20 protein-coding genes are annotated in these 15,198 nt (G+C 41.5%); 5 read left to right on the plus strand and 15 right to left on the minus strand.

Features of this window, described 5'->3' with window-relative positions; genetic code table 11:
• Positions 1-73: 73 nt before the first annotated feature.
• The 3 genes from coaD to AM506_RS00990 form a co-directional block, all read right to left on the minus strand.
• The gene (gene coaD, locus AM506_RS00980; protein ID WP_060669926.1) at positions 74-559 is read right to left on the minus strand and encodes a pantetheine-phosphate adenylyltransferase; all 486 of its coding nucleotides are present in this window, start codon (positions 557-559) and stop codon (positions 74-76) included.
• 34 nt (positions 560-593) lie between these two features.
• A complete protein-coding gene (gene rsmD, locus AM506_RS00985) occupies positions 594-1,148 on the minus strand; it encodes a 16S rRNA (guanine(966)-N(2))-methyltransferase RsmD (RefSeq protein ID WP_060669928.1) in 555 nt (184 codons plus the stop codon).
• A 262-nt stretch (positions 1,149-1,410) separates the two neighbouring features.
• Positions 1,411-2,817: a hypothetical protein gene (locus AM506_RS00990; RefSeq protein ID WP_060669930.1), complete on the minus strand. Its 1,407-nt coding sequence runs from the start codon at positions 2,815-2,817 to the stop codon at positions 1,411-1,413.
• 193 nt (positions 2,818-3,010) lie between these two features.
• On the opposite strand from AM506_RS00990, the gene AM506_RS00995 reads away from it, so the two are divergent.
• Positions 3,011-3,400 (plus strand): DUF7147 family protein, encoded by a 390-nt coding sequence (locus AM506_RS00995; RefSeq protein WP_060669932.1) that lies wholly within the window; start codon positions 3,011-3,013, stop codon positions 3,398-3,400.
• Positions 3,401-3,480: 80 nt separating this feature from the next.
• Here AM506_RS00995 and AM506_RS01000 read toward each other — a convergent pair whose 3' ends face one another.
• A complete protein-coding gene (locus AM506_RS01000; protein WP_060669934.1) occupies positions 3,481-3,756 on the minus strand; it encodes a YlbG family protein in 276 nt (91 codons plus the stop codon).
• 135 nt (positions 3,757-3,891) lie between these two features.
• Between AM506_RS01000 and AM506_RS01005 the strand changes: the two genes are divergently transcribed.
• The gene (locus AM506_RS01005; protein ID WP_060669936.1) at positions 3,892-4,206 is read left to right on the plus strand and encodes a hypothetical protein; all 315 of its coding nucleotides are present in this window, start codon (positions 3,892-3,894) and stop codon (positions 4,204-4,206) included.
• Between the two features lie 57 nt (positions 4,207-4,263).
• On the opposite strand, the gene AM506_RS01010 is transcribed toward AM506_RS01005, so the two are convergent.
• From AM506_RS01010 to AM506_RS01025, 4 genes are all read right to left on the minus strand, one after another.
• Positions 4,264-4,710: a YlbF family regulator gene (locus AM506_RS01010; protein WP_060669938.1), complete on the minus strand. Its 447-nt coding sequence runs from the start codon at positions 4,708-4,710 to the stop codon at positions 4,264-4,266.
• A gap of 134 nt (positions 4,711-4,844) precedes the next feature.
• Positions 4,845-5,237 (minus strand): membrane lipoprotein lipid attachment site-containing protein, encoded by a 393-nt coding sequence (locus tag AM506_RS01015; protein ID WP_060669939.1) that lies wholly within the window; start codon positions 5,235-5,237, stop codon positions 4,845-4,847.
• 92 nt (positions 5,238-5,329) lie between these two features.
• A complete protein-coding gene (locus AM506_RS01020) occupies positions 5,330-5,572 on the minus strand; it encodes a YlbE-like family protein (RefSeq protein WP_060669940.1) in 243 nt (80 codons plus the stop codon).
• An 11-nt stretch (positions 5,573-5,583) separates the two neighbouring features.
• A complete protein-coding gene (locus AM506_RS01025; RefSeq protein WP_060669942.1) occupies positions 5,584-6,006 on the minus strand; it encodes a YlbD family protein in 423 nt (140 codons plus the stop codon).
• A gap of 165 nt (positions 6,007-6,171) precedes the next feature.
• Here AM506_RS01025 and AM506_RS01030 point away from each other — a divergent pair, with 165 nt between their 5' ends.
• Positions 6,172-6,660: a PaaI family thioesterase gene (locus tag AM506_RS01030; RefSeq protein WP_060669944.1), complete on the plus strand. Its 489-nt coding sequence runs from the start codon at positions 6,172-6,174 to the stop codon at positions 6,658-6,660.
• A 41-nt stretch (positions 6,661-6,701) separates the two neighbouring features.
• On the opposite strand, the gene AM506_RS01035 is transcribed toward AM506_RS01030, so the two are convergent.
• Together AM506_RS01035 and AM506_RS01040 are read right to left on the minus strand one after the other, a co-directional pair.
• On the minus strand, positions 6,702-7,631 hold the full coding sequence (locus AM506_RS01035) for a CAP domain-containing protein (protein WP_060670670.1): 930 nt from the start codon (positions 7,629-7,631) through the stop codon (positions 6,702-6,704).
• Positions 7,632-7,965: 334 nt separating this feature from the next.
• A complete protein-coding gene (locus tag AM506_RS01040) occupies positions 7,966-8,400 on the minus strand; it encodes a CBS domain-containing protein (protein ID WP_060669945.1) in 435 nt (144 codons plus the stop codon).
• 260 nt (positions 8,401-8,660) lie between these two features.
• On the opposite strand from AM506_RS01040, the gene AM506_RS01045 reads away from it, so the two are divergent.
• Entirely contained in the window at positions 8,661-9,020 is a 360-nt protein-coding gene (locus AM506_RS01045; protein WP_060669947.1) for a YugN family protein, read from the plus strand.
• 192 nt (positions 9,021-9,212) lie between these two features.
• A complete protein-coding gene (ytvI, locus tag AM506_RS01050) occupies positions 9,213-10,271 on the plus strand; it encodes a sporulation integral membrane protein YtvI (RefSeq protein WP_060669949.1) in 1,059 nt (352 codons plus the stop codon).
• Between the two features lie 84 nt (positions 10,272-10,355).
• Here ytvI and AM506_RS01055 read toward each other — a convergent pair whose 3' ends face one another.
• The 5 genes from AM506_RS01055 to ctaD form a co-directional block, all read right to left on the minus strand.
• Positions 10,356-10,817: a DUF420 domain-containing protein gene (locus tag AM506_RS01055; RefSeq protein ID WP_060669950.1), complete on the minus strand. Its 462-nt coding sequence runs from the start codon at positions 10,815-10,817 to the stop codon at positions 10,356-10,358.
• A 118-nt stretch (positions 10,818-10,935) separates the two neighbouring features.
• Positions 10,936-11,844 carry a cytochrome c oxidase assembly factor CtaG gene (gene ctaG / locus AM506_RS01060; protein WP_060669952.1) on the minus strand — a complete coding sequence of 303 codons (909 nt, stop codon included), beginning with the start codon at positions 11,842-11,844 and terminating at the stop codon, positions 10,936-10,938.
• Positions 11,845-12,355: 511 nt separating this feature from the next.
• Positions 12,356-12,688, minus strand: coding sequence for a cytochrome c oxidase subunit IVB (gene ctaF, locus AM506_RS01065; RefSeq protein WP_060669953.1), 333 nt, complete (start codon positions 12,686-12,688; stop codon positions 12,356-12,358).
• Positions 12,689-12,692: 4 nt separating this feature from the next.
• A complete protein-coding gene (locus tag AM506_RS01070; RefSeq protein ID WP_034755953.1) occupies positions 12,693-13,322 on the minus strand; it encodes a cytochrome (ubi)quinol oxidase subunit III in 630 nt (209 codons plus the stop codon).
• Positions 13,322-15,190, minus strand: coding sequence for a cytochrome c oxidase subunit I (gene ctaD / locus AM506_RS01075; protein ID WP_060669955.1), 1,869 nt, complete (start codon positions 15,188-15,190; stop codon positions 13,322-13,324). The genes AM506_RS01070 and ctaD overlap by 1 nt, the downstream gene beginning before the upstream one ends.
• Positions 15,191-15,198 lie beyond the last annotated feature (8 nt).

The following is a 15,198-nucleotide window of genomic DNA, read 5'->3' on the forward strand; positions in this document are numbered from 1 at the left end:
GCAGGGTTGATCCCCTTAGACCACTATCACAGTTAGTGAATATAAGGTCTATAGTTGGATCAACCCTTTATGGTTAGTCACGTTGATATTTCGTCTTTAACGATTCTTCTACACGTTTCGGTACAAGCTCAGAGATATCGCCTCCGTATTTAGCCACTTCTTTGACAATACTCGAACTTAAGAAAGAATACTGGTTATTCGTCATAATAAAGAACGTCTCTATCTCATCATCCAGTACCCGGTTCATAGACGTGATCTGCATTTCATATTCAAAGTCCGATACCGCCCTTAATCCCCTGATGATCGCTTTTGCATTCACACTCTTCGCATAATCGACCAACAAACCTTGAAATGAATCGACTACTACATTTGGTATATCCCTGGTGACTTCCCTTATCAATTCGATTCGTTCTTCCACCGAAAAAAGTGGTTTTTTAGAAGAATTATTTAATACCACCACATACATTTCATCAAAAACCTTAGCACCCCGTGTAATAATATCCAAATGTCCGTATGTAATGGGATCAAAGCTTCCCGGACAAACTGCTATACTTGGCATTACCTTACCTCCCGCTCTTTATCGTAATCCTCAATCATTCTCCTCTGGAAAATATCGATATTCTGATGATTCCATAGGTCTCTTCCCTTACCTTCTTCAAGCTTCCCACTCTATCTTCCAATGTCATTTCCGATCCATGCTCACACATGACGAAACCGCTTTCATTTAGAAGATTGTGTTCATCGATGAATTCCAGCAGTTGTTGAAGCTTTTGCTGTTTGTATGGGGGATCCAGAAATATATAGTCAAAGACTATTTCTCTTTTTAATATTGCCTTTAACGCTCTCGTAGCTTCATTTCGGTATACTTCACTTTGATCCATCAAATCACAGTCTTTAAGATTGGCCTTTACCGTTTGAAACGCCTTTTGATCCCTATCTACGAAAATGACAGAATCGAGTCCGCGGCTTAACGCTTCAATGCCCAGTCCGCCGCTTCCTGCAAACAGATCCAATCCTGTCCCGCCTTCAAAATAGGGACCTAACATATTGAATATCGATTCTTTCACCTTATCTGTTGTGGGCCGTGTTCCACTTCCAGGAACAGCCTTTAGCGGCCTGCCCTTTAACGTACCTGATATGACTCTCATAATCATCCACCATATATGTATTTTTTCCTCCCTATCCTATCATATCTCGACACATATCGCCACATTCAGAATTTGCTCCAAAAATGTATAAAATCATTTTGATAGGTGATAATGAATGTAACAACATCCTAACTGATGTTGTTGCCAACCGCGGAGAAGACTTACGATTCCCCATAAGTTCTTCCTCCGGTTTCTCCTCTCCCTTTGCCTTCTTTCCAGAGATGGATATAGAAGGACCCTGCAGAAAGTTCTGCAGGGCTTTTTACATTTCCTTTAAAATCTTGATGGCATTTTCCTCGTTCTTCACTTCCACATCGAACAATTTTTCATACCAGTGGATGTCCATAAAGATGGTATCCCCAATCATTTGAACCGGCTTCCCCAGTAATCCATAATTTTCTTCATTATAAATGAAATAATCTTCATCTATATAGAACCTTAATGTATTCCCCTTTACGGAAGTGAAGTATACGCCTGGCTGCAGTTCTTTCATTTCAATGCCTAAGGCCTCGACCGCCTCAGGAAATTGAATATATTCCTTTTGTTGATATGAAATGTATGGTATCTGAATCGATTTTCGATTGACCTTCATTGGCTTATTCGCCTTAAGGATAAGCAGAGGATGCTCATTCCCTTTCACACCTTCAGCGAAATAAGAGCATTTAAACCCTGTCACTCTACTGACTGCTTCATCGAACATAACACGGTCTACGGATTGATTCTTTATCTTTTGTCTAAGATCATCCCACTGGGAGGTGCTGAGACCGTCTTTCAGCTGTTTGTATGCCCATGCCGGTTTGGGAGAGTATGGAGTCTCATTAAGCAGGATACTGACAGCCAATTCCTTCAACCACGCATCTTCATCACTAGAAGACAAAGTCTGATACAACAGGCTTTGTCTTATACTTTTCAACTGTTCCCCGTAAGCATCATTGATCACGATCAGATGAGGGGACTTAAAAGGTTTGATATTATCCGTAATAAGGATTGTCACAAAACCGTCAGCGGATTCGAGTGAATCCAGCCCATCAAATCCGGCTGGCCCCCCTTCCTCGGTCAAAACCTTTACAGTCGCCGATCCACTCTCTTTCCATGATTCTTTTGTCCAGACTAAATCCGAAGGCTCCCCTCTGCCACTGAAGAAATAATAATCGATATAATCCAGTTTTTTATGGTTTGAAGATGGGTATCCCGCTATCCATTTTCCGTTTCGTGAACTCTTTTCCGTTAACTGAATATCTGTTTTGAGGGTTGAAATCCCAGATAGGACAGGATACCAATTCCTTAATGGCACACTCTCAGCTTTCGTCGACTGCTTTAATGAATAGGTTATGGTGATTTCCTGAGGATCCTGATTCAAGGTACTTACATAAAATTCACCGTTTTCTTTCGTTAAACATTTGTTTTCTTCTTTATCTTTACAGGTGAAGTTCTCTGCCCCCGCCGGCCATTTAAAAAGGAGTGGGTCAGAGGGAATGGTTGATGGGAAGTGGATCGTCTGAGTAACCTGAAACTCATCTTCTTTATGAATGATGGAATAGGATTGACTTACCTCCACAACACTCGATTCACCTGCACTCTCTGTCGTAAACCCCATCCACTGGAAAAAGAGAATACCGGAACTTACCAGAATCATCAAAAAACCAAAAGTGAATACAAATCGTTTCATACTATGCCATTACCTCCGTTTACTACTTAAAGAATAGCAGAAGTATAAGGATAATAGTGGTACATATTTATGAAAAGACCATATTTTCAATAAAAAGCCTATTGAAATGAACATAATTACCATCTTTACTTATGTGTTTAGTTTTGAAATAATAAGGAATTGATGAACTTGGTAAGAAAAGGGGAATAATACAATGATTCAACGATTTATAGAATTAGGAGAAGGATATTCAGATATTTATGAGCTTTTGGAGCTTGCGAAAGCGAATGAAGAACGCCTAGAGCATATGCTGGCATTTCATACAATTGTGAAGGACCGTGCTGTCACTTCTTTGGCCCTTGTGATGAAACCGACGGAACAAGGGAAATTCCAAGCCATTTATATTTGCAGGGAAGGAATTCCAAACCCGAATATTACACCGAACCAGCGCTACTCACTATTTGAGGAAGCTGCTGAGAAGCTTGGCAGGGTCATCATTCAGATGGATGTTAAGCCCTCGACACTATTTCCGGAAAATGCCCTGTATTATCAGCATTTAATCGCCATCTTGAGGTTGAATCATTATATACTGCCTTTGCAATAGCCATCGTCTTGCTGCTCAAACGGATTGATTAAAATGCCAATGAAAAAAGCTGCCAAAACAACATTCTTTGGCAGCCATTCTTAAAATCCCATTTTGTAATCATATTCCTTCGCTTTATCAGGTCGTGAATTTTCAAAAACGGACTTGATAAATGGCTTAAAGGAAGGATCGACTCTTTTCACGTATGAATAAGCAGAAATTCTTTCCATCACAGAGTCAATTTCGTCCTGATTGCAATAAAGCACAACATATTTCATTTTCTTCGATACATAGTGAACATTTCCAAATCGCCTAAGGGACTTGGCATGCTTCAAGCTATGTAACCAAACAACTAACCCTTGTCTTTCTGTTAACATATAGTTTCCCCTCTAGGAATCACTTTTTTTTAAGTCTAGCATAACAGCGTGTGGGTAAGCAATAAGTAATGGTATGATCTTTCCTTAAATGGAGTGTAAAGTAAATATGGCATATCGAGAGAATGGAGGGCCCACATGGACTTGAATGTGATATGGGACTATTTCATCGAACACCTGAAGGAAGAAGACGGAATTGAAGAAGCACAAGTAAAATGGAGTGCCGGCATTCCGTTCATCTATATTCGATCAGGGAAAACGAAAAGTGACATTGAATATTCCATCAAGAAATGGTCGGCTAAAGCCATGCGTGGAAAAAGACTGCATTCTGATACTATTTTTTTCAGGAAAGAGGAATCATTATATGTCTATCGCCACCGATTCTTTGTTCCCCAGGAAAAAATGTTTTGCTGTGGGAATCTCTGTGTAGATTGTGTCCGGTTAAAACAATAGGCGGTAACCATAAAAAAAGAAAGTGCGGACATTTTCAGTCCGCTCTTTCTTTTTTGTTTACGCCGAACAACCGCAGCTTCCCCCTGAACCGCAGCCTCCTCCACAGGATCCGCCGCTTGAGAAGAAAGGATTCCCTGAAGGAACCTTCACATTTTTTGAGACGGAATGTCCAATCACCAGGCTCACATGATCAAGGAGATCCTGCAGCTCGTTTTCAGCTCTGCGGAATTCTGCCACATTCTCATCAAGATCCATTTCTCTCTTTACTTCCCGGATTTCTTTCATGATGGTTTTGTAGTCAGGATGGTATCTTCCAAAGCGCTGTACTTCTTCGTAACTCTCTTTCATCCGTGAAAAGGTTTGGACCTTTCGCTGGGTTTCAGAGTTGTTACGCAGTTTATATAAAGACTTACGATAATTCTCTGCCACATCGGATTCCAGTATCCACTGAGATAATTCGTCAGCTGAATCCAATATTTCCATTCTTTCAATAGTAGCAAGCATAACGCCCACCTCCGTATCGATATTTTAACATGTTTCACGGAAGTATGCGAATAGGCAGGTTCGATATTTCAATTTCAATGTTCATGACCAAAAATAATCACCGCCGAAAGCACGGCGGTGAAGGTTTAAACGCTTTATTGAATTGTCACATAAAATTGTTCCTTCATCCCAAATGATTGATTGTTTTTCCCGACAATTTCAATATTCAGTAGATGTACACCTTTGGGTAATCCTTTAATGACAAAGGCGGCCGTATGATATTCTTTATACAAATTTCCTGTATTGGACCGGACAATGATTTTTCCCTTTTTCGCACCTTTTTTTTCTGTTGTGAATGTAACACCTGGTACAATGCATTCAATATACACTTGATTCCCTTGAACCATATGTTTGATGGAAACAGGCTTTTGTCCTGAATTGGCAGCCTCCACTTTTTTAGTGAACGAGAAGCTTTCCGGCTCAGGCATTTTTTCCTTACAACCGCTTAATATTAGTAAAGCGATGGCTAACATGATCATTTTCTTCATCGTTTACACCACTCCTTACCTATAGCCTTGCCCTATCGATTCCTTTTTTACTCAAATATCGATCCTCCAATTGAAGACAAAAAAATAGCACCCTAATTGTCGGCACTATTCATTGATTGAAACATACTGATCATCATGGAAGCCATCTGGACTCCATTCGAAAATTTTTGAACCCTATGCGGAATCGTTTTTTGAAAATGATTAATGGATGCGATCTCAAACTTTTCTAATTCATTGGGATTTCGGGAAAGTGTGCGGTACCACTCGGGTTGATCCCTAAGGAATAACTTCAGATCTTCCTTGCCATAAATATATTCAATGACATCCGTTCTCATATTTTACCCCCCTAATCTTTTCGGAAAGAAAAAGGATGGGAAGGCTTGGATGGCGCTTCCGTTTTGGTCGCTGTCCCAGATCCCCTATTGTTACCTGATTGAAATTGACTGAGCACTCCCTGAACTGTCCCAAGTGCTTCACTTAAGCTGTTAATATGCTGCTGCAATTGATTAGCGTCCATTTTCTTCACCATTTCTCCCACCTGATCCATCCACCCTCCTTTACTTTCGGAATTGGTGGACTTCTTTTCGCTTTCTTTCCCTGATTCTGTCCTATACTTATCCCATCTTGTGTCGTCTTCCCCAAGCAAATACCAGTCTTCAAAGAGATCCTGCCAATTAGCATCGCCATTTCGGACATCCTTTATGATTTTCGGATGCTTTTTCACAAAACCTTTAAATTCTTTGACTTTAGGGTGTAATGATTTCCCCATAACATGAACACCTCCATTACAGGCTTCTACCTACTACACTTTATGAAAAGGTTAAAAGAATGGTGATACATTCCTTTTTGTAGTAATATTTACTTGTAATTACGCATTCGCAACGATTCAGTACTTGATGTGCTGACTGTGAATACTTTAAAAGGATGTTTAAACATGAGAGAAGAGGTACAAAAATTATTTAATGAATGCATGACCGAGGCGGCTGATGAGGATCTCCTGATTATGAAACAGCTCCTCGAAGGAATACAACGGAAGAAATACAGCGAAAATGAATCGATCATCGGCGGGATATTCGCAATGGACAGGAAAATGGAGGACGGTAACTTAGAGGTGAGCATCCCGATCACTCCCGTTACACATAACTCCCTGGACATTGTACATGGTGGTGTAACCGCTACCCTGGTGGATACAGCGATGGGTACCTTAGCGAATATGATGCTTCCAGAAGGTTATGGCGCAGTAACGACAAACTTAAATGTCCATTACTTGGCACCGGGTATAGGTGAACGTCTCACTGCACATGCAACAGTCGTCCACCAAGGAAGCAAAACGATTGTAGTGGACGGTAAAGTGGTAAGTTCTGAAGGAAAAATCGTCGCTCACTCAACAGGATCTTTTTTTATTTTCAAAAAGAAACAATAAAAAAGGTGGATTCTCCATTCAAAATCGGAGAATCCCCTTTTTCATTCCTCATCTTCCATTTTCTCTATGAAATTCTGGGTATAAAATCGTTTGTAAACCCCTACGCCAAGATGCGTGAAATTCTGCTCCAGCAGGATCTTCCTGTGACCTTCTGAATTGAGCCAGCCATGGACGGCTTCCGGAGCATCCGTATACTGGGATGCGATGTTTTCCCCTGCTGCCTTAAAACGCACATCCCCTTGTTCTAAACGCTGAGATAGATCCCCAAGGGTAGGTGAATCATGGGAGAAGTAGTCTTTTTCAAACATTTCTTTACTATGCCCCCGTGCTATTTGGGCCGTTTCCTCATCCCACTTCAGTGTATCTTCACCAAATTGATGTCTGATTACATTCGTAATATCAAATATCTGCCGTTCACTGGCAGTATTGACCTTATCCCATTCGTCTTCACTCGGTTCCGTTTCCTCAGCCAATTCACCCCGATACATCATTTCATAAGGATGCATCTCGATCAATGTGCGGCTATCCAGGAATCGTATACTCGTCAGCTGGCTTGTGATTTTGTCCAAGTAAAGCTGGGCATAGATATTTCCTAGTGGTACGAGAAGTCGGGTATTCAAATCTTCTTCATTCAGTTCGAATTGATAGGAGCCTGAATCATCGTTCACAACAATTTCAGATTCGACAATGGTAAAACGATAAATATCTTCCAAACTCTGTCCAAGCTTATAAGGGGCGACATCCACTTGATTCCCGATGGCATAGAGGGTAACCACTTTTTGGTTCAGAACGCCCATCTGTATGTATTGTTTAGTTGAAATCGGGTAAACCCACCATTCGTACCCGTACGGACTGGGTTCGACTCTTTCCGGTTCCCCAAATGCTTCCTTTACCTTTTTCGTATCTTTGCCTATCCAGGTAGATAAGCCTGAAGCCGGTCTTTCCCCTGGTGTCTCAATTGTTTGATTCACCTGGTTCTCTTTGTCTTCCTTAAGAGTTTGGGTTTTTGGTCCTTTTAATGGTTTGTTTTCCTGCTTTTGACCTTGATAAATACCAATAATTAATATAATGACAAAAATGATCAAAACACGTAAAACCGTTCTCAGGATTTCCCCTCCTCTCTTCTCCCCATAAAGAAATAGGTCAACGTTACTATGAACAGTATACACTAATGCTGTTTATAAAAATGGTGTCTACATTAAAGAATAGCATATTTTTACTCGTTCTAAAACTGACGTACTCCTGCGATCCTTTTTTCCGTAAAAATAAGGATGATCATGTTTGTCAACATGATCATCCTTTAGACTAAAATGGTTTATTACTGAAGTCCGATTCCGAAATATTTTCAAGTGCCACATACGCTTCTTTACCCAACGATTCCCTTATGGCAAGATCGCCTAAGGATATCATTCCAATCAATCTCTCCCCTTCAACTACAGGAAGTCTCCTGATCTGGTTTTCAGCCATCATACGGGCAGCTTCCTCGACTGAAGTTTCCGGTCCCGTCGTAATCAGGTGTTTACTCATAATATCCTCAACCTTAGATGAAGCTGGATGCTTTTCAGCAATACATCGGAGAACAATATCCCGGTCCGTCATCACTCCCACTATTTTATCTCCATCCAGAATGGGAATGGAACCAATATTATATTCTTTCATTTTCAGAGCGACCTCATAAACGTTGTCGAGTAGTGAACAAGTCTCAACATCCTTCGTCATGATATCCTTGATTACGGTCATCTTCATCCTCCTTTTTATAAAACTTTTTCTCTCCTATTTTCCAGCTTACTCTTGAAAGATATTCATCTTTTTAAAAATCACCCAATTCAAATGATTCAAGACATTGCAAGATAAAGTTTTTTCCACTATTATTAAGAATGAGAAATACCGCATTTAGTATCAATGTACATACACCGATATAAATGCTTCTACCATACGGAAAGCATGGGGATACAAAATATCTGCTATTCGCATGCAAGCCAATATAGGAGGAAATTATTATGCGTTTTGAAGCAACTGAATTTGAAAGCTTAAAAGTCGATTTAAACCGATTGGACGAAATCATGGAATCTCACGGACTGGTCCGTGCAGGTCAATGGGATTATGAGCGCGTAACCTATGACCGTAAATTTGAAATTAGAGAAGGTATTTTCTATTTACGGATCCAGGGTCTTGCAGTCGAAGGGGATGTCGGAAAGCATGACGCTGTTATCCAATTGATGACACCTCTACTAGGGAAACATTACTACCCGCACGGAGTGGAATATGGTGAAGGGGAAGAGTTCCCTAAACATCTTGTCACTTCTTGTGAAAAGCTCTTAGCTGATGTTAAAAAAGATGCATCGAACTTTGCATGGTAATACACTTTTAAAAAAGACTGTCTGACTTATGGACAGTCTTTTCTATATGGTTTTCTTTCACGAAAGATACTTCGTCATGCCTGTTCCAAATGGATACAAAACCTTCAAAATTTCACTTTCTTCCCTCTGTTCATTCTTCTTTGACTCTAATATAATAAAAGTAAGAGGTTCCTGTTAGAAAGGGGTACACCATTGTCCAAGTTTTTCACTAAAAAAGTATTGATGACTGCATTGGTCATCTTACTGATAGCATTAATTGCATTTTTTATTCTGCCGGTATCCGTCACATTGATTATGGCGATTATTACCGCTCTTTTTCTCGAGCCTGCTGTAGGTTTTATCCAAAAACGTTTTTCAACAAAACGGAGATTCGCGGTCCTTTCCGTTTTCATTCTGTTTCTACTCCTTATCAGCGTCTCCTCGTTTTTCATCACCACAAAAGTGGTTGGTGAAGGAATCAAGCTTATTGAAGATGCGCCCAAATACGTTAATCAATTAAGCGATATCTGGCTGGATTATGAAGATAGATTGTTGAATGCAACGGAGGATCTTCCTGATGAATTGGTGCAGAGCTTCAGTGATGACGTCCAGAGCTTTTTAGAGAGCAGCAAGACCAAGATTCTTAATTCATTCAACATCGAAAGAATAAGCGTGTTTTTGTCTTACATCCCCAATTATCTGGTGAGTTTTCTCGTCTACCTAATCGCACTATTTTTATTCATGCTGGACCTGCCCAGGATCAAGAAATCCATCTATGGTCATCTGAAAGAAAGAACAGCCGAGAAAGTAACCTTTATGACCTCGAGACTTACCTACGTCATTTTTGGATTCTTTAAAGCACAATTTCTGGTCAGTATCATCATCTTTGTCGTTTCCTTGATCGGACTTCTATTCATAGCTCCTGAAGTTGCGCTTGTCATGTCCATCATCATCTGGGTGATTGATTTCATCCCCCTGATCGGTTCAATCGTTGTTTTGGGACCATGGGCAATCTTCCATCTGTTGACCGGCAATATCGCGCTCGGAAGCCAATTAGCGGTGCTGGCTGCCATACTGTTGATCATCAGAAGAACTGTAGAACCAAAGGTAATGGGAAGCCATATCGGATTGTCCCCTCTGGCTACGCTCATCGCCATGTATCTAGGGCTTAAACTATTCGGGGTATTAGGATTCATTATCGGCCCTCTGCTTCTCATCGTGTTTAATTCAGCAAAAGAAGCGGGCATCATTAAAACCAATTTCAAAGTATAAAAAGGCAAATCCCACTGTCCGGGATTTGCCTTTTTAAATTCCCCCATAAAAAAACCGCTACGTGAAAACACATAGCGGTTTTTATTAATAACCGAGTATTGCCCTTATAACGGAGGTAGTCTCTCCACCTTTATAGAAAACGTAAAGCAGAAGATATACGGCTACCCCTGTGATGGCGGTGAAGAACCAGATGAAGCTTGTAATCGGACCAAGCTTCCGATGGACCTTCAGGCGATCTTTATAGCCTGTCCAAAGGCTCAAGATGCCAAATACGGCGCCTGTGGTCGCAAGAGTAATATGAAAGACCAGGAAGATCGTATAATAGATCTTAATGTTATCAGGACCGCCAAATGAAGTGTTCCCGACAAAAATCGTCCTGCTTAAATAGATTACGAAAAAGATAAGGGCGAAGATTCCTGCAACGGTCATCGTTTTCTGATGCTTTTCGATCTTTCTTTGTTTAATCTGCCACCAGCCTATCGCCACAGTAACAGCACTTAACACGATGAAACTCGTGCTAATGGTAGGTAAAATAGGTAAATCCATCTCGTTTCCTCTCTTTTCTAAAGTATTCTAACCAGCATTTTTCACTCGGGGAGATATTTGCAGGATACCTATGTACATACAGGAATTACAAAAATCCCCGAAATTCCTGTATAAGCTTTTATTGTTCTCTCAGAGTTGAATCTGCAACCGGATCATATGAAAGCTTCTTCTGCTGCTCCTGATCCTTTCTATACCATTGAAAGAACAAATTAAATAGAACGACACCAAACACGATTTCCTGAATAATCTTCATCAAGACTCCTCCGAGCTGTTGATCATTCAGAGTTGACATCGACGTAAATAATTCCGGTCCGGTCAGTGTCAAACCTTGGAGTGTATTCACAGGTACACAAAGAGATAACGCTTGAAGCCATTCGTTTGGATCGTAATAGGTAGCATACATTGGGTTTTCAGCGAAGATGATCAATCCGCATGCCGGCGTCAACAAGACGGCACTTCCCAGTATATATCCGATTCGTTTTAAACCACTCAGTTCAATATCTTCATCAATTGGATTAATCAATGGCCACCACATAAATACCGCAAGGATGAAGAGAATGAACGTGGTCAATGCGTGTAGAGTGACATCCGTACGCACATTATCAAAGATTAACGGGATATGATAAATTGAAAAAACCAGATTGAATGACAATAAGGAAATCAGCGGCTTGGTCATAAAGCTGAAAATTTGTTTGACGACGGGCAATTCGATCGATGCCTTCCAAACCCAATCCGGAATTCCGAGAATCAATAATGGGGTGAAGACTAGATATAAAAATGCCATCTGTGTCATATGTGCAGAAAACAATATCCCGCTCAGAACCTCCACAGGCGAACCTTTGATGGCATATAACAGAACCATCGAGACAAGGAAAAATGCGGCTTCTTTCCCCGTCAATTTTCTATTATCCTTAAAGCTGTCCCTCCACTTGATCGTGATCAAAAAGTAGAGTACAGACAAAAACACCAACGTCATGAGAAAAAAAGGGCTCCATAACGCCATAAAACCAAAAATAGCCAAATGCATCTTCCCACCTCATTTCACAATTAACACCTACCCCCATTATACTGACAACCCTCCCCCACTTCAACGTAATGTAATGACAAGTTCTTGAACATTAGAAAAGCGGAGGCGACTGTTCTGGCCCGACAAGCATAAGATGAATGGGCCGGGAAGGCGCTCTTTGCCTTCTTGGACCATTTAGCTTATGACCTCGAGGGACAAGGAGGCGGAGCTGGACAATGAAAAGCGGAGCCGACTGTTCTGGCCCGACAAGCATAAGATGAATGGGCCGGGAAGGCGCTCTTTGCCTTCTTGGACCATTTAGCTTATGACCTCGAGGGACAAGGAGGCGGAGCTGGACAATGGAAAGCGGAAGCGCCTTGAACAGCCCCGACAAGCATAAGGCGAATCAACCGGAATGGCGTCCTTTGCCATTTTGGTTGATTTGACTTATGACCTCGAGGGGCTAGGAGCTGAAGCTAGACAATGAAAAGCGGAAACACAAAAAAAGCCAGCCTATCGGCTGACTTTTCTTTTAGAGCCATACAATTGTTAAAAATGTTAACACTGTGATAAATGCAACAAGTGCACCAGAATACAGGAACAATGAAGGTGCTTCATGACCCTTATGACTCATATGCATGAAGTAATACAGTTGAAACACCAGCTGAACGACTGCCAGTAGGAGAATGAACGGTACAACAAAGTACTTATCGAAGTCCCCTGCTACAGCGATAAACGCAACCAATGTTAAGAAAATCATTAACATGAAGGATGTTAACTGCATTTTCATGTCTTCTGCATTCTTCTTACGACGATATTCGTAATCTACACTTGGGTTACCTGAAGTTGATTGTTGATTCGCCATCAGTTTATCCCACCATTCCCATTAAGTATACTACTGTAAAGATAAATACCCATACAACGTCGATGAAGTGCCAGTATAGTGAAGCTAAGTAGAACTTCGGAGCATTGTACAGATTCAAACCACGTTTAGCATTACGAAGCATCAAGCTGACGATCCATAGAAGACCGAATGCAACGTGTCCCCCGTGGAATCCTACAAGTGTGTAAAAAGCTGAACCAAAGGCACTGCTAGTAAAAGTATGCCCATATTCATGTACGTAATGATTAAACTCATAAATCTCTAATCCAAGGAAGCCTGCCCCTAAAAGCACAGTGATCAACAACCAGGCCTGCATCCGTTGGAAATTATAATTTTTCATATGGTACATCGCATAAACACTTGTCAGCGAGCTTGTTAAAAGCAGCATCGTTGCTAAAAAGGAAAGCGGTAAATCAAAAAGATCAGTAGTGAGAGCATGGCTATCACTAGGAACTCTGTTTTTAAGAGCTAGATACGTTGCAAAAAGAGAGCCGAAAAGGACCGTTTCCCCACCAAGGAAAAACCAGAATCCCATAAATTTATTTTTCCCCTCAAGGGTCGCCTTTTCAGGGGAGGCCGGCCAGGTCTTTGGCGTGAATTTTTCTTCAGCGTGCATTATGCCTTACCCCCTTTATCGTCGTCCATTAAATCTTCTTTATGCACATGATAACCGTGGTCATCTACAACAGAACGAAGGAACATGGATCCCAATGTGATGAGCATTCCGATGATGAGTACAGGCAGTGCCCATGCTTTATCATCAACGTGATACATCGCTCCGAATGCCGCAATGAATAATCCCAGTGAGATAAAGAAAGGTAAAATGGAATTATTAGGCATATGGATATCCCCGATAGGTTCAGCTGGAGTCAATCCTTTATTGCCTTCCATTTTCTCTAACCAATAAGCGTCCAACCCACGGATTAGTGGTGTTTGCTTAAAGTTATAGAACGGTGGTGGTGACGGGATTGCCCATTCAATGGTACGTCCGTCTCCCCAAGGGTCATTGGCTACTTTCACACCTTTAACCTGTGTTGAAATGATATTGATTATATAAACGATTACAGCTACACCCATGAATCCTGCACCGATGGAGCTGATTAAATTAGCCGTTTCGAATCCTTGACCAGGCAAGAATGTCCAGACACGGCGCGGCATTCCCATAAGTCCAAGGAAATGCTGGATAAAGAACGTTAAGTGGAATCCGATAAAGAATAACCAGAAAGCGATCTTTCCTAAGAAATCATTCAACATCGTTCCGAACATTTTTGGCCAGTAATAGTGAGTACCTGCTAATAGGGCAAATACTACACCACCTACGATAACATAATGGAAATGGGCAACAACGAAATACGTATCATGGAACTGATAATCCGCTGCGGCAGAAGCCAGCATGATGCCCGTTACCCCTCCTGCTACGAATGTAGGGATGAATGCTACAGCATAAAGCATTGGAGTCGTGAATCTCAGACTTCCTCCCCACATGGTCAGGAGCCAGTTAAAGATCTTGATACCCGTTGGAACCGCAATGGCCATTGTTGCAACGGCGAAGATTGCATTCGCGATTGGTCCCAGACCCACTGTGAACATATGGTGGGCCCAAACCATGAATCCTAAGAAACCGATCAATACGGTCGCAAACACCATGGATGAGTATCCGAATAAGCGTTTTCTGGAGAAGTGTGGAATGATCTCCGAGAATATACCAAACGCTGGCAGTACAAGGATGTATACCTCAGGGTGACCGAAGATCCAGAAGAAGTGTTCCCAGATAATCGTGTTCCCTCCATTGGCCACATCGAAGAAATTCGCACCGAACATACGATCGAACAACATTAAGAACAACCCTACCGTCAAGGCAGGAAACGCGAATAGAATAAGTGCCGATGTTACAAACACTGTCCAGGTGAAAAGTGGCATACGCATATATGTCATCCCTGGAGCGCGCATATTTATGATCGTTACAAGGAAGTTGATACCACCTATCAATGTCCCCGCACCGGCAATTTGTAAACCTAGTACATAGAAGTCAATCCCATGACCCGGTGATGCCAAGGAAAGAGATGCATAAGATGTCCATCCTGCATCAGGTGCCCCTCCCATGAACCATGATAGATTCAGGAATACTCCTCCTAAGAAGAATAGCCAGAACCCCAATGAGTTTACGAAAGGAAACGCAACGTCACGGGCACCGATCTGCAATGGTACAACGGCATTCATAAATGCAAATATTAGCGGCATGGCAGCCAGGAATATCATCGTCGTACCGTGCATCGTTAATAATTCGTTGTATAAACCAGCGCTAACAAAGTCATTGTTAGGAACGGCAAGTTGTATACGAATGATAAGAGCTTCCAAACCACCGACAAGGAAGAAAAATCCCCCTGCCATTAGGTAAAGGATGGCGATCTTCTTATGGTCCACTGTTGTCATATAGTCCCATACAGTCGCGCCGAAGCCTTTTTTCTGTGAATAGCTACTCACGATTAAAC

The organism is Rossellomorea vietnamensis (assembly GCF_001305855.1).
Taxonomy (GTDB): Bacteria; Bacillota; Bacilli; order Bacillales; family Bacillaceae_B; genus Rossellomorea; species Rossellomorea vietnamensis_A.